Origin of the sequence: Spirillospora albida, assembly GCF_000718255.1 — a bacterium.
Taxonomy (GTDB): domain Bacteria; phylum Actinomycetota; class Actinomycetes; order Streptosporangiales; family Streptosporangiaceae; genus Spirillospora; species Spirillospora albida.
Genome location: NZ_JOFJ01000022.1, coordinates 70,014 through 88,003 on the forward strand (window position 1 = coordinate 70,014; position 17,990 = coordinate 88,003).

The window sequence follows — 17,990 nt, forward strand, 5'->3', positions numbered from 1 at the left end:
CACGGGAATCGGGGCGTTCGCATTCGCGGATAGCCGTTCTCTTGTGCGTCCCCGGCGGTGGTCGAGAATTCTCGGTCGCCGCCGGGGCGTGCTCGGGACGCGCGAGCGGGGATCTCCGCTCGTCCGCCCCCCGAGAGGAGCCGGTCAGGCGGTCGTCTGCCGCAGCCGGAGCAGGAACTCGGCGTTGGACGAGGTGCCCTTCATCTTCTCCAGCAGCTGCTCGATGGCCTGCTGCCGCTCCATGCCCTGGAGGGCGCGCCGCAGGCGCCAGACCAGCTCGAGCTCGTCCGCCGACATGAGCAGCTCCTCGCGGCGGGTGCCGGACGCCTCGATGTCGACGGCGGGGAACACACGGCGGTCGGCGAGGCCCCGGTCGAGCTTCAGCTCCATGTTGCCGGTGCCCTTGTACTCCTCGAAGAACACCTCGTCCATCCGGGAGTTCGTCTCGACGAGCGCGGTCGCGAGGATGGTGAGGGACCCGCCGTTCTCGATGTTGCGCGCGGCGCCGAAGAACTTCTTCGGCGGGTACAGCGCGGTCGTCGCGACGCCGCCGGCGAGGATCCGGCTGCTGGAGGGCGCGGCGAGGTTGTAGGCGCGGCCGAGCCGGGTGATCGAGTCGAGCAGCATGACCACGTCGTGGCCCTGCTCGACGAGCCGCTTGGCACGCTCGATGGCGAGCTCGGCGAGCGCGGTGTGCTCCTGCGCGGGCCGGTCGAACGTCGAGTGGATCACCTCGCCGTGGACGGACCGCTGCATGTCGGTGACCTCCTCGGGCCGCTCGTCGATGAGCACGACCATGAGGTGGACGTCGGGGTTGTTCGCGCTGATGGCGCTCGCGAGGGCCTGCAGGACCATCGTCTTGCCGACCTTCGGCGGCGACACGATCAGCCCGCGCTGCCCCTTGCCGATCGGCGCGACGAGGTCGATGACGCGGGTCGCGAGCGCGCCGGTGTCGAGGCGGAGCCGCTCCTGCGGGTACAGGGGGGTCAGCTTCGCGAACTCGGGCCGGTTCGCGGCCTGGGCGGGCGGCAGCCCGTTCACGGTGTCGAGGTGGGCGAGCGCGGCGAACTTGTCGCGGCCGGACTTCGGCGGGCGGGCCGTCCCGGAGACGGTGTCGCCCGACCGCAGGTGGTGCGCCTTGACCTGGGTGAGGGAGACGTGGACGTCGTCGGGGCCGGGGAGGTACCCGGACGTCCGGACGAACGCGTGCTTGTCCTGGACGTCGAGGACGCCGTGGAACGGGACGGGCGGGGCGTCGGCGGCGGCCTCGGGCCGGCGCTGGCCGCCCCGGCGGGCGGCGGGCACGGCGGTGTGCGCGCCGGTGTGCGCCGGGGTGCGCGCGGCGCCCCGGGCGGTGGGGTGTTCGGTGGTGGTCGTCATCGAGGACCCTTCTCAGGCGGGCGCGGGGCGGCCGCGCGGCCTGGAGTCGGTTCTCGCGTACGGCGGCGGTGTCCGCGGCCGGATGCGCGAGAGGAATGCGAGGAATGAGCAGCTCGGTCCACCGGGCTGACGTCGGCTCCCTTGTGCGGCGGCGGTCCGGGACGCTGGACTGCGCCGGCCGGACCGGGGATCACCGGGCGCTCAGATGGCCCGGGCGGGGAAACGAGACGTCCTCTCCGCGGTCGGCGGATGGCGAAGACGCTGCTTACGACAGTACAACACCTGTGACCGGTTTCGCGATCCCCGGACGGCCGGGATGTTCCCGACCGGCACGCTCGGCACGGCCCGCGGGACGGGCCGGTCAGCGGCGCCCCCCGGAGCGGGAGCCCGAGCGCGAGCCGGAGCGGGTGCCCGATCCGGTTTTCGCGCCGGACGACGGCTTGGCGCCGGAGGTGCGGCTCGTCCGGGTGGGCGAGGGCTTGGGGGTGGGCCAGGAGACGAACACCGGCCCGCTCTTCTTCGTCCGCGTGCGCGTGGGGGTCGGGGAGACCCCGTCCTCGGGGGTGTGGCACTCCTCGTCCCGGTAGACCTCGCCACCGGACTCGGCCCTGGTCTCCGCGGCGACCTGGACGGTCTTCGTCAGGTCGGCCGTGCCGCCGCCGGCGGGCAGGCGCCGGGGCAGGTCGAGGACGACGGTCGTCCCGTCCACCTCGGGCTTGACCTTGAGGGTGCCGCCGGAGCTGGTGACGCGCCACGTGCCGCGCTTCAGCCGCGCCTCGACGCGCGCCGTCGCGCCGGACTGCCGGATCAGCGTCGTGTAGGTGACATCGCCCTTCGCGGGACCGACGGTGGTGAACGCGACCTTCCCGCCGGGGCCCTCGCGCTCCCACGCGACGAGCGTGAGGTCCGCGGCGATCGGAGCGCGGCCGGCGCCGGTGAGGTCGGCACTGGGATCCTCGCAGGTCATCTCCCAGTTCGCGGACTCGTGCTCGGGGTCGGGATCGGCGGTGTGCTCGGATCCGGAGGAGCCGCCGGACGGAGGGGACCACGCGTCGGATCCGCTGCTCGCGGAGCCGCAGCCGGTCAGGGCGACGGCGATCCCGGCGGCCCCCGCCCCGGCCAGGAGTCGCGTGAACAGGAGCCGGTCGGCCATGGCGGTGGATCCCCTCGGGTCGCGGAAATGACGCTTACGGCCACATATGACTCCTAGATCATCCGGACGGTTCCGGGCGGCCGGATCCGGCCGGGAACCGGGTGCGGCCGTCCGCCGGACCTCGCCGTCGCCCGTCCGGAACGCCCTGCATACGATGACCCGGAATCGACCGACCCGAGGGGGAACATGGCCGCCGGGCTGCACTGCGAGGTCGCCGACGGCGTCGGCACCATCACGATCGACCGCCCGGAGAAGCGCAACGCGATGTCGGCGGACATGTGGCGGGCGCTTCCCGGCCTGCTGGACGGTCTCGCCGCCGACGCCGGGGTCAGGGTGGTGGTCCTGACGGGCGCGGGCGGCCATTTCTGCGCGGGTGCGGACATCTCCGAGCTGCACGACATCCACCGCGATGACGAGTCGCACCTGTCGGTGGCCGCGGAACGGGCGCTGGCGGCGTTCCCGAAGCCGACGCTCGCGGCGATCGAGGGGTTCTGCGTGGGCGGGGGCTGCCAGCTCGCCGCGGCCTGCGACCTGCGGTTCGCCGCGGCGGACGCGCGGTTCGGCATCACCCCGGCGCGGCTCGGCATCGTGTACCCGGGGGCCGCGACGGAACGGCTCGTCCGGCTGGTCGGGCCGTCCGCCGCGAAGTACCTGCTGTTCTCCGGCGATCTGGTCGGCGCGCCGCACGCCCTCCGCATCGGCCTGCTGGACGAGGTCGTCGACGGTGACGGCCTGCGGGCGCGCGTCGCGGAGTTCACGGCGACGCTCGCGGCCCGCTCGCTGCTGACGCAGTGCGCGACGAAGGACCTCGTGGACGCGATCACGGCGCGGGAGCCGTTCGCCGAACGCCTCGCCCACTGGCGGAAGGAGTCCGGGGACGAGGCGGCGGAGGGCATCGCCGCGTTCCTCGAGCGGCGTGCGCCCGCCTTCACGTGGACCGGTCCAGCAGGGAACTGAGAAACGACCGACCACCGCCCGGGGCGGGCGGTGGTCGTGGAATCGGGTCAGCGGCCCAGCATCGTCCGGGTCCAGCGTCCGTAGGCGTCCATCATCTTCGGCCCGGCGAGGAACCCGAACGCGAGGAAGCCCGTAGCGATGGCGAGCGTGGTGCCGAGCCGGGACGGGTCCGCCGCGTAGCCCTCGTCGACCCGCACCCACGCGTACCAGTCGGTGCCGCCGAGATCGACGATGACCCGTCCGGCGAACGCGGCCAGGATGTACCCCCACAGCCCGTACACGACCGCCCAGAACGCCAGCGCGCCGGTGAACGTCGCGACGATCGGGTTGGCCAGGGCCCACGCCTGGTCGCGCCAGGTGGCCGGGTCCTTCAGCGGCGCGGTGACCCGGGTGGCCAGGCCCTTCGCGCCGGGCGCGGCGGCCGGCGCGGGCCGGTACGGGCGCTCGATCGGGACGCCCGTCCAGCGGCCCACCAGGTCGCGGTGCACGTCGAGCAGCCCGCGCAGCGCCTTCGTGGCGGCCGGGAACAGCGCCACCCCGATCAGTGCGCCGAACAGCGACAGCACCGTGACGAACACGATCTCTGCGATCAGCGTGGGAATCGACAGGAGCACCAGTGCGAAGCCCCGCATCGGCGTCCTCACGTGCTGCTCGTACCTGGTCTCCACGACCGCCACTCCACCGTTCACGGGATCCTCCGTAGCTCGTTCGCTTACGGGAACGAGTCTTCCGGCGCCCGCCGTCCGCCACAGTGGCCCGAGACCCCCGGCGGGGGTGGAGATAAGTCCACCCTCAGCGGTTCAGGTACGCCAGGACGGCCAGCACGCGCCGGTTCCCGTCTGCCGTGACCGGCAGGTCCAGCTTCATGAAGATGTTCGCGGTGTGCTTCGTGACGGCCCGCTCGGTGACGACGAGCCGCTGCGCGATCGACGCGTTGGATCGACCCTGCGCCATCAGCTCCAGCACCTCCCGCTCGCGCGGCGTGAGCCGCCCGAGCGGCTCGTCCCGGGCGCCGCGCGCGACGAGCCGGGAGATGACCTCCGGGTCCATGGCGGTGCCGCCGCCCGCGACGCGGCGCACCGCGTCGACGAACTGGGCGGCGTCGAACACCCGGTCCTTCAGCAGGTAGCCGATGCCGCCGCCGCCGTCGGCGAGCAGCTCCCGCGCGTACAGCTGCTCCACGTACTGCGACAGCACCAGCACCGGCAGCCCGGGGACCTCGCGGCGCGCCGCCAGCGCCGCCTGCAGCCCCTCGTCGGTGAAGGACGGCGGCAGGCGCACGTCGACCACCGCCACGTCCGGGCGGTGGTCGAGCAGCGCCTTCAGCAGCGCCGGGCCGTTGTCGACGGCCGCCGCGATCGTGAGGCCGTGCGCCTCCAGCAGGCTGACCAGGCCCTCCCTCAGGAGAGCGAGGTCTTCGGCGAGGACAACGCGCACGGCAGCTCCAGGGTGACGATGGTCGGGCCGCCCGCGGGGGAGTTGAGGGCGAGGACCCCGTCGAATGTAGCGATCCGGCGCTCCAGGCCGCGCAGCCCCGTCCCGCCGTCCAGGGACGCGCCGCCGTGCCCGTCGTCGGTCACGGTGATCCGGAGCATGCCGTGCTCGTGCCGCAGGTCGATCCAGACGCGGTCCGCCTCCGCGTGCTTCGAGGCGTTCGCGAGGAGTTCCGATACCGCGAAGTAGGCGGCCGACTCGACCGGAGCGTCGGGACGGCCCGGCAGGTCGGCGGTGACCTCGACGTCCAGCGGGTGGTCGAGCGCGAGCGCCCGCACGGCGTCCGCGACGCCCCGGTCGGCCAGCACCGGCGGATGGATGCCCCGCACCAGGTCGCGCAGCTCGTGCAGCGCCTTCGCGGACGCCTCCCGCGTCTCGGCCAGCAGCAGCCTCGCCTTCGCCGGGTCCTTCTCGAGGAGGTGCTCGATCGCGCCGAGGGTCATGCCCATCGCGACCAGCCGGGCCTGCGCGCCGTCGTGCAGGTCGCGCTCGATGCGCCGCAGCTCGGCGGCGGAGGCGTCCACGGCCTCCGACCGCGTCTCGGTGAGGTGCCGGACGCGCAGCGCGAGCCGCGACTTCTCCGTCGGGCCGAGCAGCGTCCGCGTCCACCGCCCGTAGGCGTCCAGCGCCTTCGGCCCGACCATGAACCCGGCGGCGAGGCTCAGGGTCGCGATGACGAGGGTCGCGCTCCTCGGCATGATGCCCTCGCCGTAACCGGCGTCGACGGGGACGGCCGCGTACCAGGTGGTGCCGCCGGCGTCCGCGATGAGGTCGCCGGCGAACGCGGCGAGGCAGTACCCCCACAGGCCGTTCAGGACGAGCCAGAACGCCAGCGCCCCGGTGAACATCACCACGATCGGATCGAGGATCGCCCACAGGGCGTCCCGCCAGGTGGCGGGGTCGCTGAGCCGCGCCCCGAACCACTTCACCTCGCCGGAGAACCCGGGCTCGCGCTCCGGGTCCGGCAGGTACGGGCGCTCGATCTCGACGCCCGTCCACCGGGCCACCCTGGCGCGGTGCCCGTCCAGTTCACGGCGCAGCCACTTCACCGCGCTCGGGAACAGGACGATGCCCAGCAAGCCCGTGATCATGGACAGGACCGAGACGAACCAGAACCCCGCGATCATCGCCGGGATGCCGAGCACCATGAGGCCGAAGCCGCGCTGCGGTGCCCGCAGATGCCGCTGGATCCGTGTCTCTTCCATCGTCGCCACACCGTTCACCGGTTCCTCCGTACCTCGCCTGCCGTACGGTGTCCAGTCTTCAGGCGCGACCCCGGCGGCACAGTGCGCCCGGACCCCGGACCGGGGGTGCACCCAGGTACACCCTCGCCGGTGGGCCCGCCGTCAGAGGGCCACGAAGGCGAGACCGCGCTTCTTCATCTTGGGGATGACACCCTCCAGCGCCTTCAGCGTCTGCGAGCGGTCGCCGCCGCCGTCGTGGCAGAGCAGGATGTTTCCGGCCTTGCCGTCCAGCAGCGACCTGCGGATGCGGCCGACGCCCGGACGTTCCCAGTCGCGCGGGTCGACCGCCCAGTCGACCGGGATCATGTCGTGCTCGGTGACCAGGTCGAGGACCCGCTCCGACCAGTTGCCGCCCGGCGCGCGGAAGAACTGCGGCACCACGCCCGTCACGTTCGCGATGCGGTCGTGCGCGTCCACGATCTCCTGGCGCACCTTCTTCTTCGACAGGTGCGCGATGTCGATCGGGTGCGTCATCGTGTGGTTGCAGATCTGGTGGCCCTCGTCCGCGATGCGGCGGGTGAGCCTCGGGTACTCCTCGACCTGCTCGCCGATGATGAAGAACGTCGCCTTGACGTCCTCCTTGGCCAGGAGGTCCAGGACGCGGGGCGTCCACAGGGGGCTCGGGCCGTCGTCGATGGTCAGCGCGATCGCGTTCGCGGGCGGCGGGGGCACCAGCTCCGTCAGCTCGCGGATCGGCTCCGGCTTCACCGTCGTCAGCTTCGCCGGCGTCCACGCGGCCGGGCGCGGCTTCGGCGTGGGCGTCGGGGTCGGCTTCGGATGGATCACCGCGCGCGGGCGCGGCACGGCGGGCGGCGGCGCCGCCTGCGAGCCGCGCGCCGCGGGCACGCCGTCCGCGCCGAGCGCGGCCAGACCGGCCGCGGCGGCCCCCATCAAATAGAGCGCTTTGCGGCGGGACGTCCCGCTTGCCGCATCATCCACCACAAGTCCCACGGTATCGGGGTTTTCCAGCCCGAGGAGCGGCCTTCCGGATCACGTTGGGTTGAATTGGGCAGATCACCGGCGAGAGGGGGGCGGCGGCATGAGTGCGGCACCGGCGGTGGGGCCCGCGCTGGCGCTCGTCCTGGGGGCGCTCGCCGCCGCCGCCGCGCTACTCGCCCGGCTCGGCGGGATCGGCGCCGGCCGCGACCTGATGGTCGCGTCCGTCCGGGCGGGGGCGCAGCTGGCGGCCGTATCGCTGATCATCGCGGCGGTGCTGCGGCACGCCGGCTGGACGGCCCTGTTCATCGCGGGCATGGTCGTCGTCGCGGTCGGCACGGCCGGGCACCGCGTCACCGGGTCGTCGCGCGGGAACGGGTGGTGGACGGCGCTGCCCATCGTCGCCGGGGTCGCGCCCGTGCTGGCGCTGCTGATGGCGACCGGGCTCGTGCCGCACCGGACCGTCGCGGTGCTGCCGATCGCCGGGATCTTCATCGGCGGCGCCATGTCCGCCACCGGCCTCACCGGGCACCGCTCGCTGGAGGAGCTGACGGCCCGGCGTGGCGAGTACGAGGGCGGCCTCGCGCTCGGGCTGCCGCCCCGCGACGCCGCGCTGGAGCTGTGCCGCCCGGCCGCCGCGCTCGCGCTCTTCCCCGTCCTCGACCAGACCCGGACGGTCGGGCTCGTCACCCTGCCCGGCGCGTTCGTCGGCGTGCTGCTCGGCGGCGCCGACCCCGTGGAGGCGGGAGCGACGCAGCTGCTCGTCCTGATCGGGCTGCTCGCCATCGAGTCGATCGCGGTGCTCATCACCCTGGAACTGGTCGCCACCGGACGACTGACGAGGAGAACCGAATGATCGACGACGCGGCCGTGGACGCCCTGGCGGGGGAGCGGCTCGACTGGCGGTACAAGGCGATACCCGCGTCCGCGCAGGGGCTGACGGTCGCCGAGGCGTCGGCCGCCCGGCTGTCCCTCGCCGCCTTCGGGACGCCGCTGCTCACCCTCGACGCGGGCGCCCTCGCCCACAACCTCCGCACGATGGCGTCCTGGACGCGCGACGCCGGCCTCTCGCTCGCCCCGCACGGCAAGACGACGATGGCGCCCGCGCTGTGGCGGGCGCAGCTCGGCGCGGGCGCGTGGGCGATCACGCTCGCGAACCTGCCCCAGCTGCGGGTGGCGCGCGCGTTCGGCGTCCGGCGGGTGCTGCTGGCGAACGAACTGCTCGACCCGGCCGGGCTCGCCTGGCTCGGCTCGGAACTCGAGGTCGACCCGGGCTTCGAGTTCTTCTGCTTCGTCGACTCCCTGCGCGGGGTGGCGCTGATGGACGACGCGCTACGGGCCGCCAGGACGCAGCGTCCGGTCCACGTCTGCGTCGAGCTCGGCGGGCCGCACGCCCGGACGGGGATCCGCGACGACGGCGACGCCCTCGACGTGGCCGACGCCGTCCGGAAGGCGCCCACGCTGCGGCTCGCCGGGATCGGCGGCTACGAGGGCGCGCTCGCGCACGACGCGTCCGGTGAGTCCCTCCGGAGTGTGGACGCCTACCTGCGCCGGCTCGCCGACCTGCACGGGAGACTCGACTACGAGACCGACGAGCCGATCGTCACGGCGGGCGGAAGCTCCTACGTCGACCAGGTCGCGGAAATCCTCGGCGGCGCGCCGGGACGCGCGGTGCTGCGGGCGGGGTCGTATCTCGTCCACGACGACGGCTTCTACCGGGACATCTCCCCGTTCGCCCGGACCGGCGCGGGCAGGCCGCTGCGGTCGGCGATGCACGGGTGGGCGCGCGTCCTGTCGCGTCCCGAACCCGGGCTCGCCCTCCTGGACGCCGGCCGCCGCGACCTGCCGTTCGACTCCGGCCTGCCCGAGCCGCAGCGCGTCCGGGGAGGGGAAGAACCGCCCGGGGGCCGGATCACCGAGCTCAACGACCAGCACGCCTTCCTCACCGGCGCGGCCGTCGAGGTGGGGGACGTCGTCCGGCTCGGTCTCTCGCACCCGTGCACGGCGCTCGACAAGTGGACGCTCATCCCCGTCGTGGACGACGCCGACGCGCAGGAGCCGACGGTGGTCGACTACGTCCGCACGTTCTTCTGAGACGGCGTCAGCGCAGGTCCTCCTCGCGGAACTCGCCCTCGGGGCGGTCGTCCGCCCCGGGGTGCTTCACGATCTCGCTCTCCCGCAGCTCGACGCGCCGGATCTTGCCCGAGACCGTTTTCGGCAGCGAGGCGAACTCCAGCAGCCGCACCCGCTTGTACGGCGACAGGCGCCCCCGGCAGTGCGCGAAGACCGCCTTCGCCGTCTCGGCGTCCGCCGGCCAGCCCTGCGCGAGCGTCACGTACGCCTTCGGCACCGCCAGCCGCACCGGGTCCGGCGACGGGACGACCGCCGCCTCCGCGACCGCCGGGTGCTCGATCAGGACGCTCTCCAGCTCGAACGGCGAGATCTTGTAGTCGGACGCCTTGAACACGTCGTCGGCGCGCCCGATGTAGGTGATGTAGCCGTCGGCGTCGCGGGAACCGATGTCGCCGGTGTGGTAGTACCCGTCCGCCATCGCCTCGTCGGTGCGGTCGTCGTCCCCGTGGTAGCCCTTCATCAGGCCGAGCGGCCGCTCCTCGAGCTCCAGGCAGATCTCCCCCTCGTCGCCCGGCTCCCCCGTCAGGGGATCGATGAGCGCGACCGCGTAACCGGGCACGGGGCGTCCCATGGAGCCCGGCTTGACCGGCTGGCCGGGCGTGTTCGCGATCTGGACGGTCGTCTCGGTCTGCCCGAACCCGTCCCGGATGGTCCGGCCCCACGCGTCCCTGACCCGCTCGATCACCTCGGGATTCAGCGGCTCTCCGGCCGCGACGACCTCGCGCGGCGGTGCGGTCAGCCGCCCCAGATCGGCCTGGATCAGCATCCGCCACACCGTCGGCGGCGCGCAGAAACTCGTCACGCCGCAGCGCTCCATCACGTCCAGGAGGCGGTCGGCGTCGAAGCGCGTGTAATTGAAGATGAACACGCACGCCTCGGCGTTCCACGGCGCGAACACATTGCTCCACGCGTGCTTCGCCCAGCCCGGGGACGAGATGTTCAGATGCACGTCCCCCGGTCGCAGGCCGAGCCAGTACATCGTCGACAGGTGCCCGACCGGATACGACGCGTGCGTGTGCTCCACCAGCTTCGGATTCGCCGTCGTCCCGGACGTGAAGTACAGCAGCAGCGTGTCCCGCGACATCGTCATGCCGTAGGGCGTGAACTTCTCCTCGGCGTCGCGGGCGTCCTCGAACCGCTCCCATCCGTCGACGGGTTCGCCGACGGAGACGCGCGTGAACTCGCCGTCCAGTCCGTCGAATTTCGAGGCGTCGGCGGAACACGCGATGACGTGCTTGGCGTGCCCGCGTTTGATGCGGTCCCGCAGATCCGCCGAGCCGAGCAGCGGCGTGCACGGGATCAGCACCGCGCCCAGTTTCATCGCGGCGAGGACCGTCTCCCACAGCTCGACCTGATTGCCGAGCATCAGGATGATCCGGTCCCCCTTCCGGACCCCCGCCGCGCGCAGCCGGTTCGCGACCTGGTTCGACCGCCGCGCCATATCGGCGAACGAGTACCGTGCCTCCGACCCGTCCTCCTCCACGATCCACAGGGCCGGAGCGTCGTTCTCTTCCGCGATCTGGTCGAACCAGTCCAGCGCCCAGTTGAAACCGGTCAGCACCGGCCACCGGAACTTCTCGTACGCGCCCGGGTAGTCCTCCCTGTTCGCGAGCAGGAAATCCCGCGCCCCGCGGAACTCGACTGCCGGCATGGCCTCTCCTCACCGCCAAAGGACATGGTCACGAGGACGCCGGCCACCGGGGGTGACGCGCGACGTCCCCGAACGGGGATAGTCCTCCCCCGTCCCCGCCGTCCCCACTCCCGCGATCCGCGCACTCATCGCCGCGTTTCCGGCAGTGCGGCCGCCGGGTGGACGAGGGCGCCTATCCCTTCGCGGAAGCGGGGACGTACGGCGGTGCGACGCCCCAGCCCCAGTGCGGCATCGGAGCGGTGAGCGGCGGCTTCGCGCCGGGCTGGGAATTGCCGTGGGCGAGGCGGGTGCCCCATTCGATGTAGGACGCGAACGCGGCGCGGAATTCGGGGTCGTCCGGGAGGCCGACCTCGTCGGCGGCGTCCATGAGGAGGCTCACCCACCGGCGGCGCTGCGGTTCGGTGATGGCCCGGCCGAGATGCCGTCCGATCATGCGGGGATAGCCGCCGCGTTCGGTGCTGTAGTCGCTCGGGCCGCCGAACACCTCGCCGAGCCACTGCGCGACGTGGCGGGGGTGGCCGGGGTCCATGCCGGCGAACAGCGGGCCGATCAGCTCGTCCTTCAGGACCTGCGCGTAGAACACCTCGGTGAGCCGTTCGAACGCCTCCGCGCCGCCCGCCCATTCGTACAGGGTGGGGACGGACGCGCCGTTTCCGTGAACGTCCGTCACCTCGTAGTGGCGCATCTCCTCGATGTCGGAGACGTAGGGCTTGATGGCGGCGAAGAAGGCGGGGAAGTGCGGGCCGCGCCGGAATCCCTCGAGGTGGGCCTCGGCGGAGGTCCAGCGGATCCTCAGTGTGTAGAACGCGGGGTCCTCGGTGCAGTGGGCGAGTTCGTAGTCGACGCATTCGGGGGCGGCGCCGAGGGAGGCGGCGGCCCGCGCGTAGGCGTCCTCGAACTCGGCGGCCCTGGCGGGGTCGACGCGGTACCGGACATACTCGACGATCATGCGACCTACCCCCAGTGAGTGTGGGTAATCAATGTAACTCTGTAATCGTCGCCATGTGATCGTTTCGCCGGGACGAAAAAGGGGCCCACCGCCCGGCGGTGGGCCCCTCGGACGCGTCGTCAGCCGCTCCTGCGCCGCAGAAGCGCGACCGCTCCCGCGACGGCCGCGATGCCGGCCGCGATGAGCCCGATCCAGAGCCACCCGGACGAACCGCCGGAATCGGCGGGCGCCGCGGTCGGCGCCGGCGCGCTCGGGGCCGCGCTTGTCGGAGCGGCGCCGGTTGAGGGCGGGCTCCCCGCCGTGCTCTCCGACGCCTTCACGGTGAAGCGGAAGCTGCCCGCCACCGGATGCCCGTCCGCCGATACGACCCGCCAGCCCACGGTGTAGACCCCGGCGGGGAGCGGCGCGGTGACCGGGAGAACGACCTTGTCGTCCACCGCGCGCGGTGCACCGGCGCTCCGCACCTTGCCGGACGCGTCGGTCAGCGCGACCTTCGGCAGCATCACCGCGTCGGTGTAGGTCAGCACGATCTCCGACGGCGCCTCGACCGTGGCCCCCTTCGCGGGGTCGGACGACTTCAGCGCGGTGTGCGCCGAGGCCGGCGCCGCGGTCAGCGCGATCACCGTCCAGGCGATGGCGAGGGCCGTGACCAGGCGCTTCATGCCCTGCTCCGGCGGGAGCGCGCGATGCCGACCGAGCCGATCACGACGCCGAGGACGCCGCCGACGATGCCGAGGGCGCCGATGACGCGTCCGGTCTCGTCATCGTCGTCATCGTCGTCCGGGGCCAGGGCTGCGGACAGGTTCTCGGCCTGCTTCGGGACCAGCTGCAGAACGGGCGCCGGGTGTTCGGGTTCGTCCTCGCCGTCGCCGGGGTCCTGGTCCCAGCGGACGACCTCACCGCCCGAGTAGGTCTGCTCCGCCTTGAACAGGAGACGGTCGACGGCGGGCAGCGGGCCGAGCGACACGTCGAACTCCTGGAACTGGCCCGGCTCGATCTCGCCGCCGCTCCACGTGATCCGGGAGACGGCCTCGGTGAGCTCGCCGCCGTCGGTCTTGACGGGCGCCGGCAGCTTCGCCTTCTCGACCTTCACGGTCCAGCCCGGCACCGGGCGCACGGACACGTGCGCGATCGGGTTCTGCGGCGGCAGGTCGATCCGGACCTTCGTGGTGCCCGCGCCGTCCCGCTCGTTCGGGACGCGGAACGACACCTTGGTGTACCCGCCCTGCTCGGCGGTGCGGGGATTGGCGGTGACGTGCGCGGACGCCGAACCGGTGAGGACGGTGACGGGCAGCAGCGCGGCGATGGCGGTGACGGCGCCCAGTCTGCGGGCATGCGCCATGAAGGACATGAGGAAACTCCGTTCGAGTCGTACGGGGAAAACGCCGGGCGGACCGGCGGTGACGCACGACGCTCGCGCCTCAGACGGTGGCGAGCGTCCTCGAACGGGACGGGGGACCACGGCGGACGACCTGGTGCCGGAGCACGCGTCCGACGATCGGAACCGCAACGGGTTCGAAACTCGCACGGGCAGGCGGCGCGGCGGGTTCAACGATGATCGGGGCCGGCAGCAACCGGATCGGCCGGTCGGCCACCCGCCGCGCCAGCGCCCAGGTGGCGCGCTCCCCGCGCCGCAGCCACCACGCCGCGACCACGGCGGCGGCCACGTGCGCGAACGTCATGCCGGTACCGGACGGGGCGTGCTCCGGGGCCGCGACCGCGCCGGTCATGTGGTGCGGGGCGGGCTCGGCGGCCCCCGCGAACAGCGTGTGCAGCGCGAACTGCCCGCCGAGCATGCCGCCCATGATCGTCCAGAGTGACCGCTCGTGGCCCGCCAGCAGATGGCAGACGCCGAGCACCGTGCCGAACCCCGCGAGCATCGCCCACGCCGGGACGGCGCCGTGCGACGCGGCCGTGTGGCCGACGGCGGCCAGCACCACGCACACGGCGGTGAACACCACCGAGCGCGCGGCGCGCAGCCGGGCCGCGTGCGGAGGGGGCGGGTACGGGGTCATGGCGCTCCCATCGTGCCACCCCGACCGGCGGACCCGCAGCCGCCCCTCGGACACGCCCTACATCTTGGGGTTGCGCGGAGTTCCGCGGCTACATGTAGGGTTCAATCCCGTGCTGGAACGCCCCCGCCGTCCGCGGCGGGGGCGTCGCAAGGGGGCGACCCCGGGCTTCCCGGCAGGGGCTGAGCGGGAAGTACACGGATTTCGCGTTCTCGGTCTTCGGGACATCCGCGCCGAAGAAACGGAACTCTTCGACGAAATGACGGGCCAGGCCGCCCGGACGCCGGACGAGGCCGAATTCACCTTCATGGGACCCCGCGGTGACGAGTCCTTCCGAACTTTCGGGGCATGACGTTCGTTGACCCCATGAGGAGGAAACACCATGCCTTCGCTCGTCGACCGCATCAAGCGGTTCTCCCGCAGTCCCCAGGGCCAGAAGACCCGCGCACGCGCCCAGCGCTACGCCCGCGACCCCCGTACCCAGGCGAAAGTCCGCGGCCTGCTCGCCAGGTTCCGCGGTGGCCGCCGCCACTGACCGGTGCACCCGCCCCCCGCCCGGGGGGCGGGTGGTCACCGCCACACCGCTCCGGCGGCCCGGCTGTGCCCGGCCCCACCGTTCGCCCCGGTAGCAGCCGCCCTACCCGCAGGTAAGTAAACTGCGTCCGTGACGAGCGACTACAAATACTGGGAGAACGTCCCCACGCGGTGGAAGGACAACGACGTCTACGGTCACGTGAACAACGTCGTCCACTACTCCCTCATGGACACCGTGATCAACGAATGGATGATCCGGACGGCGGGTTTCGATCCCCGTAACGGCGACTCCATCGCGATGTGCGTCGAGTCGCACTGCCAGTACAAGGCCGAGGTCTCATTTCCCGACACCATTCGCGTGGGGCTGCGCGTCGGGAAATTGGGCCGCTCCAGCGTCCGCTGGGAGGTCGGAATGGTCCGCGCGTCCGATGAGACCCTCATCGCCGAAGGCCATTTCGTGCACGTCTTCGTCGACCGCGGGACCCGCCGCCCCACGGAGATCGTCGACCCCGTCCGGTCCGAAATGCAGAAGCTGACGGTCGCATGAGGACGAGAACCGCCGTCCTGGTCGAGTCCGGCCGGGAGACCCCTTACGCGGACAGCCGCCCCCTCGAGATCCAGGAACTCGACCTGGAGCCCCCCGGCCCCGGCGAACTCCTGGTGAGGATCAAGGCGGCCGGCCTCTGCCATTCCGACCTGTCGGTCATCAACGGCTCCCGCGTCCGCCCCCTCCCCATGGCCCTCGGCCACGAGGCGGCGGGCGAGGTGGTGGAGACCGGTGAGGGCACCGAGTTCGAGGTGGGCGACCACGTGGTCCTCGCCTTCGTCCCGGCCTGCGGCCACTGCGACCGCTGCGTCGGCGGGCGCCCCGCCCTCTGCGGCCCCGGCGCCGCCGCGAACGGCGCGGGCACCCTCCTCAGCGGCGCCAAGCGCTTCGTCGCCCCGGACGGCACCCGCCCCAACCACCACCTCGGCGTCTCCGCCTTCTCCGAGTACACGGTCATCTCGTCGCGCTCGGCGGTGAAGGTCGACAGGGACCTCCCGTCCGACATAGCGGCCCTCTTCGGCTGCGCGGTCCTCACGGGCGCCGGCGCGGCCCTCTACAGCGCCGCGATCACCCCGGGCGACACCGTCGCCGTCTTCGGCCTGGGCGGCGTGGGCCTGGCGGCCCTCCTTGCCGCGAAGGCGGCCGGCGCGTCCACCCTCATAGCCGTGGACGTCGTGGACCACAAGCGAGCCCTGGCCGAATCCCTGGGCGCGACCCATACCGTCCCCGGCGGCCCCGACGCGGTGGACCAGATCAAGGACATCACCAACGGCGGCCCGGAAAAGGTCATCGACACCACGGGCGTGGTCCCCGTCCTGGAACAGGCCTACGCGGCCACCAGGGCAGGCGGCACCACGGTCACGGTCGGGCTCCCGGCCCCGGGAACACCCCTCAGCATCCCCGCCCTGTCCCTGGTGGCCGAGGAGAAGACGCTGAGGGGCAGCTACCTGGGCTCCTGCGTCCCCCGCCGGGACGTCCCCCGCTTCATCGACATGTACCGAGCAGGCACGCTCCCCGTGGACGCCCTGCTCTCCGATCATTTGAAGCTGGACGACATCAACGGAGCCTTCGACCGCCTCCACACCGGCGAGGCCATCCGCCAGATCATCACCTTCTGAAAAGCAGACGCGGCCCCGGAGAACCGGGGCCGCGACGATGCCGCCTATCCGAACTGACCGGGCTGGTAGTCACCGGCGGGCATCTGGACGATCACGTTCAGCCGGTTGAAGGCGTTGATGACGGCGATGAGCGACGCCAGCGCGACGAGCTGGTCCTCGTCGTAGTGCTTCGCGGCGTTCGCCCACACCTCGTCCGGGACGCCGCCCGCCGCGTCCGCGATGCGGGTGCCCTGCTCCGCCAGCTCCAGCGCGGCGCGCTCGGCCTCGGTGAACACCGTGGCCTCCCGCCACGCCGCCACCAGGTGGAGGCGCACCGAGGTCTCACCGGCCGCGGCGGCGTCCTTGGTGTGCATGTCGGTGCAGAATCCGCAGCCGTTGATCTGGCTCGCCCGGATCTTCACGAGCTCCTGCGTCGCGGCGGGCAGCCCCGAACCCTTGATGGCCGTGTTCGCCGAGACGAGGTGCTGGACGACCTTGGCCGCGGTGGCGTTGCCGAAGGCGTTCACTCGAGCTTCCATGATGCGCTCCTCTGCCGTGGTCGGTACGTACACCCCTAGGACCCCGCGGTCCGCCGGAATGTGACACGGTCAGATGTGAGCTGCGTCTCCCGGACGAAGGACCGGGACGAGCCGACCCGCCAGACAGGGCGGGGCTGCCGGAATCAGCGGGCGGTGGTGGCCGCCATCACGGCGGCGCGCAGGGCCGTGCGGGTCAGAAGGAGGACGGGGCCGTCCGGGTCCTTGCTGTCCCGCACCGCCACCGCGCCGGGGACCCCCGCCAGCTCAACGCAGTCTCCGCCGTTCTCACCGCTGCGGCTCGCCTTGCGCCAGGTGGCGTCGCTCAGGTCCATTTCTCCAAAGCCTTTCTCATCTTCTCCAGGGACATGTCTTCTGGAAGTGCTCTCGCCCGCAACTCCCTGAGCGTTTCGGAGAGTTCGGCGAGGTCCGCGGGGTTGTCGCTCGTGATGCCCCGTACCGTCGTCTCGATATACGCGACCTCGCTCCGGTCTTCCATGGTAGCCACCACGAAGGCGCCACCCGTGCCCGCCGGACGTCCATTGTTCCGGACGATCTGGATGGTGATATTGGGAAGCTCACTGAGAGTGATCAGGTGAGTGATCTGCTCATGCATCACCTCAGGCGAGAGCACCAGGTAGTCGAACACCATTTCGCTGAGGAGGGCGACGAGCGCCGTAGGTCGCGCGTCCTCGCGGGTGAGGATGCTCTGGCGCGACATCCGCGCTTCCACAACTTCCTCCGAACTGAGGAAGGCGCGTGCGTACGCCGGGGTCTGGAGCAGCCCAGGGAAGATCGTGTGCTGCCAGGTGACGAGCTCGAGGGCTTCCGATTCGGTCTGGGGCCAGTCGAACCAGATCGGTACGGGGTGCCCGTCCTTGTTGAGGTCCTCCCACAGGTTGAGAAGAGCCCCGCCCGCCTCGAGGTAGTCGTCCACGAGTTCCACGAAGGCGCGAGTGGCGCGCTTCTTTCCGCTCTCGATGCGGCTCACCTGGGCCGCGCTCACCTTCGCCAGGTGGGCGATCGTCTCCTGCTTGACGCCCTTGGCCTCCCGCATTCGTCGCATCTGGCGGCCGAACGCCACGAGCGCGGGGGACTCGGTTAGGCGTTGACGCCGTGCAGCCATGATCACTTACCTCCGTCGGTAACTTGCGCCCACATCCATCTCCTTGCTGTTGCGAGCCGCTTTGGACCTGCACGCAAAAGCTAGCCCCGGGAGTGGCTGAATGTATGGAGTTCGCCACAGACGGTAAGGAGAGGTCATGGGCGAGGCGGCGCACAACGAGATGGTGGTGAAACAGGACCTCAAGGTCGTCGCGGAGGTGCGGCGGTTCGTCCGGTTGGTGACCGGTCAGTGGGAGGTGGAC

Annotated in this window: 19 protein-coding genes and 1 pseudogene; 6 read left to right on the top strand and 14 right to left on the bottom strand. The window is 72.0% G+C overall.

Going from position 1 to position 17,990, the window contains the following annotated elements:
- Window positions 1-144 precede the first annotated feature (144 nt).
- Both rho and IE99_RS0124760 read right to left on the bottom strand, forming a co-directional pair.
- Window positions 145-1,293, bottom strand: a pseudogene (gene rho / locus IE99_RS0124755) (transcription termination factor Rho); the annotation flags it as partial.
- 448 nt (window positions 1,294-1,741) lie between these two features.
- On the bottom strand, window positions 1,742-2,533 hold the full coding sequence (locus IE99_RS0124760; RefSeq protein ID WP_030175621.1) for a hypothetical protein: 792 nt from the start codon (window positions 2,531-2,533) through the stop codon (window positions 1,742-1,744).
- A 186-nt stretch (window positions 2,534-2,719) separates the two neighbouring features.
- On the opposite strand from IE99_RS0124760, the gene IE99_RS0124765 reads away from it, so the two are divergent.
- Window positions 2,720-3,490 carry an enoyl-CoA hydratase/isomerase family protein gene (locus tag IE99_RS0124765; protein WP_030175624.1) on the top strand — a complete coding sequence of 257 codons (771 nt, stop codon included), beginning with the start codon at window positions 2,720-2,722 and terminating at the stop codon, window positions 3,488-3,490.
- A gap of 47 nt (window positions 3,491-3,537) precedes the next feature.
- On the opposite strand, the gene IE99_RS0124770 is transcribed toward IE99_RS0124765, so the two are convergent.
- The 4 genes from IE99_RS0124770 to IE99_RS0124785 all read right to left on the bottom strand — a co-directional run bounded on the left by IE99_RS0124770 (window position 3,538) and on the right by IE99_RS0124785 (window position 7,167).
- The gene (locus tag IE99_RS0124770; RefSeq protein WP_157610479.1) at window positions 3,538-4,179 is read right to left on the bottom strand and encodes a sensor domain-containing protein; all 642 of its coding nucleotides are present in this window, start codon (window positions 4,177-4,179) and stop codon (window positions 3,538-3,540) included.
- 103 nt (window positions 4,180-4,282) lie between these two features.
- Window positions 4,283-4,927 (bottom strand): LuxR C-terminal-related transcriptional regulator, encoded by a 645-nt coding sequence (locus IE99_RS0124775; RefSeq protein ID WP_030175630.1) that lies wholly within the window; start codon window positions 4,925-4,927, stop codon window positions 4,283-4,285.
- Window positions 4,891-6,189 carry a sensor histidine kinase gene (locus IE99_RS0124780; RefSeq protein WP_030175633.1) on the bottom strand — a complete coding sequence of 433 codons (1,299 nt, stop codon included), beginning with the start codon at window positions 6,187-6,189 and terminating at the stop codon, window positions 4,891-4,893. The genes IE99_RS0124775 and IE99_RS0124780 overlap by 37 nt, the downstream gene beginning before the upstream one ends.
- Before the next feature lie 141 nt (window positions 6,190-6,330).
- Window positions 6,331-7,167, bottom strand: coding sequence for a polysaccharide deacetylase family protein (locus IE99_RS0124785; RefSeq protein ID WP_245623332.1), 837 nt, complete (start codon window positions 7,165-7,167; stop codon window positions 6,331-6,333).
- Between the two features lie 100 nt (window positions 7,168-7,267).
- Here IE99_RS0124785 and IE99_RS0124790 point away from each other — a divergent pair, with 100 nt between their 5' ends.
- Both IE99_RS0124790 and IE99_RS0124795 read left to right on the top strand, forming a co-directional pair.
- On the top strand, window positions 7,268-8,020 hold the full coding sequence (locus IE99_RS0124790) for an ABC transporter permease (protein ID WP_030175640.1): 753 nt from the start codon (window positions 7,268-7,270) through the stop codon (window positions 8,018-8,020).
- Complete coding sequence (locus tag IE99_RS0124795) at window positions 8,017-9,258, top strand: amino acid deaminase (RefSeq protein WP_030175642.1); 1,242 nt, start codon at window positions 8,017-8,019, stop codon at window positions 9,256-9,258. The genes IE99_RS0124790 and IE99_RS0124795 overlap by 4 nt, the downstream gene beginning before the upstream one ends.
- A 7-nt stretch (window positions 9,259-9,265) precedes the next feature.
- Here IE99_RS0124795 and IE99_RS0124800 read toward each other — a convergent pair whose 3' ends face one another.
- The 5 genes from IE99_RS0124800 to IE99_RS0124820 all read right to left on the bottom strand — a co-directional run bounded on the left by IE99_RS0124800 (window position 9,266) and on the right by IE99_RS0124820 (window position 13,966).
- Complete coding sequence (locus IE99_RS0124800) at window positions 9,266-10,948, bottom strand: AMP-binding protein (RefSeq protein ID WP_030175645.1); 1,683 nt, start codon at window positions 10,946-10,948, stop codon at window positions 9,266-9,268.
- A 172-nt stretch (window positions 10,949-11,120) separates the two neighbouring features.
- Window positions 11,121-11,897 (bottom strand): group II truncated hemoglobin, encoded by a 777-nt coding sequence (locus IE99_RS0124805; protein ID WP_030175648.1) that lies wholly within the window; start codon window positions 11,895-11,897, stop codon window positions 11,121-11,123.
- A 119-nt stretch (window positions 11,898-12,016) separates the two neighbouring features.
- Complete coding sequence (locus IE99_RS0124810; RefSeq protein ID WP_030175651.1) at window positions 12,017-12,559, bottom strand: copper resistance CopC family protein; 543 nt, start codon at window positions 12,557-12,559, stop codon at window positions 12,017-12,019.
- The gene (locus IE99_RS0124815; RefSeq protein WP_169744477.1) at window positions 12,556-13,248 is read right to left on the bottom strand and encodes a YcnI family copper-binding membrane protein; all 693 of its coding nucleotides are present in this window, start codon (window positions 13,246-13,248) and stop codon (window positions 12,556-12,558) included. The genes IE99_RS0124810 and IE99_RS0124815 overlap by 4 nt, the downstream gene beginning before the upstream one ends.
- Window positions 13,249-13,318: 70 nt before the next feature.
- A complete protein-coding gene (locus IE99_RS0124820) occupies window positions 13,319-13,966 on the bottom strand; it encodes an MFS transporter (protein ID WP_157610480.1) in 648 nt (215 codons plus the stop codon).
- A 325-nt stretch (window positions 13,967-14,291) separates the two neighbouring features.
- On the opposite strand from IE99_RS0124820, the gene IE99_RS32485 reads away from it, so the two are divergent.
- The 3 genes from IE99_RS32485 (at window position 14,292) to IE99_RS0124835 (ending at window position 16,108) form a co-directional block, all read left to right on the top strand.
- Window positions 14,292-14,444, top strand: coding sequence for a hypothetical protein (locus IE99_RS32485; protein ID WP_169744478.1), 153 nt, complete (start codon window positions 14,292-14,294; stop codon window positions 14,442-14,444).
- 129 nt (window positions 14,445-14,573) lie between these two features.
- The gene (locus tag IE99_RS0124830; protein ID WP_030175659.1) at window positions 14,574-14,990 is read left to right on the top strand and encodes an acyl-CoA thioesterase; all 417 of its coding nucleotides are present in this window, start codon (window positions 14,574-14,576) and stop codon (window positions 14,988-14,990) included.
- Entirely contained in the window at window positions 14,987-16,108 is a 1,122-nt protein-coding gene (locus tag IE99_RS0124835) for a zinc-dependent alcohol dehydrogenase family protein (protein ID WP_030175662.1), read from the top strand. Before IE99_RS0124830 ends, IE99_RS0124835 begins: the two co-directional genes overlap by 4 nt.
- Window positions 16,109-16,152: 44 nt before the next feature.
- Here IE99_RS0124835 and IE99_RS0124840 read toward each other — a convergent pair whose 3' ends face one another.
- The 3 genes from IE99_RS0124840 to IE99_RS0124850 all read right to left on the bottom strand — a co-directional run bounded on the left by IE99_RS0124840 (window position 16,153) and on the right by IE99_RS0124850 (window position 17,749).
- Entirely contained in the window at window positions 16,153-16,626 is a 474-nt protein-coding gene (locus IE99_RS0124840) for a carboxymuconolactone decarboxylase family protein (protein ID WP_030175665.1), read from the bottom strand.
- Between the two features lie 143 nt (window positions 16,627-16,769).
- Window positions 16,770-16,958 (bottom strand): DUF397 domain-containing protein, encoded by a 189-nt coding sequence (locus IE99_RS0124845; RefSeq protein ID WP_030175669.1) that lies wholly within the window; start codon window positions 16,956-16,958, stop codon window positions 16,770-16,772.
- Complete coding sequence (locus IE99_RS0124850) at window positions 16,949-17,749, bottom strand: helix-turn-helix domain-containing protein (protein ID WP_157610481.1); 801 nt, start codon at window positions 17,747-17,749, stop codon at window positions 16,949-16,951. The genes IE99_RS0124845 and IE99_RS0124850 overlap by 10 nt, the downstream gene beginning before the upstream one ends.
- Window positions 17,750-17,990: the final 241 nt, after the last annotated feature.

Coding starts and splice junctions, on each gene's coding strand:
- IE99_RS0124790 (WP_030175640.1), top strand. CDS start 7,268: ATGAGTGCGGCACCGGCGGTGGGGCCCGCGCTGGCGCTCGTCCTGGGG.
- IE99_RS0124780 (WP_030175633.1), bottom strand. CDS start 6,189: ATGGAAGAGACACGGATCCAGCGGCATCTGCGGGCACCGCAGCGCGGC.
- IE99_RS0124835 (WP_030175662.1), top strand. CDS start 14,987: ATGAGGACGAGAACCGCCGTCCTGGTCGAGTCCGGCCGGGAGACCCCT.
- IE99_RS0124815 (WP_169744477.1), bottom strand. CDS start 13,248: ATGTCCTTCATGGCGCATGCCCGCAGACTGGGCGCCGTCACCGCCATC.
- IE99_RS0124845 (WP_030175669.1), bottom strand. CDS start 16,958: ATGGACCTGAGCGACGCCACCTGGCGCAAGGCGAGCCGCAGCGGTGAG.
- IE99_RS0124765 (WP_030175624.1), top strand. CDS start 2,720: ATGGCCGCCGGGCTGCACTGCGAGGTCGCCGACGGCGTCGGCACCATC.
- IE99_RS0124800 (WP_030175645.1), bottom strand. CDS start 10,948: ATGCCGGCAGTCGAGTTCCGCGGGGCGCGGGATTTCCTGCTCGCGAAC.
- IE99_RS0124810 (WP_030175651.1), bottom strand. CDS start 12,559: ATGAAGCGCCTGGTCACGGCCCTCGCCATCGCCTGGACGGTGATCGCG.
- IE99_RS0124840 (WP_030175665.1), bottom strand. CDS start 16,626: ATGGAAGCTCGAGTGAACGCCTTCGGCAACGCCACCGCGGCCAAGGTC.
- IE99_RS0124760 (WP_030175621.1), bottom strand. CDS start 2,533: ATGGCCGACCGGCTCCTGTTCACGCGACTCCTGGCCGGGGCGGGGGCC.
- IE99_RS32485 (WP_169744478.1), top strand. CDS start 14,292: ATGCCTTCGCTCGTCGACCGCATCAAGCGGTTCTCCCGCAGTCCCCAG.
- IE99_RS0124805 (WP_030175648.1), bottom strand. CDS start 11,897: ATGATCGTCGAGTATGTCCGGTACCGCGTCGACCCCGCCAGGGCCGCC.
- IE99_RS0124850 (WP_157610481.1), bottom strand. CDS start 17,749: ATGGCTGCACGGCGTCAACGCCTAACCGAGTCCCCCGCGCTCGTGGCG.
- IE99_RS0124795 (WP_030175642.1), top strand. CDS start 8,017: ATGATCGACGACGCGGCCGTGGACGCCCTGGCGGGGGAGCGGCTCGAC.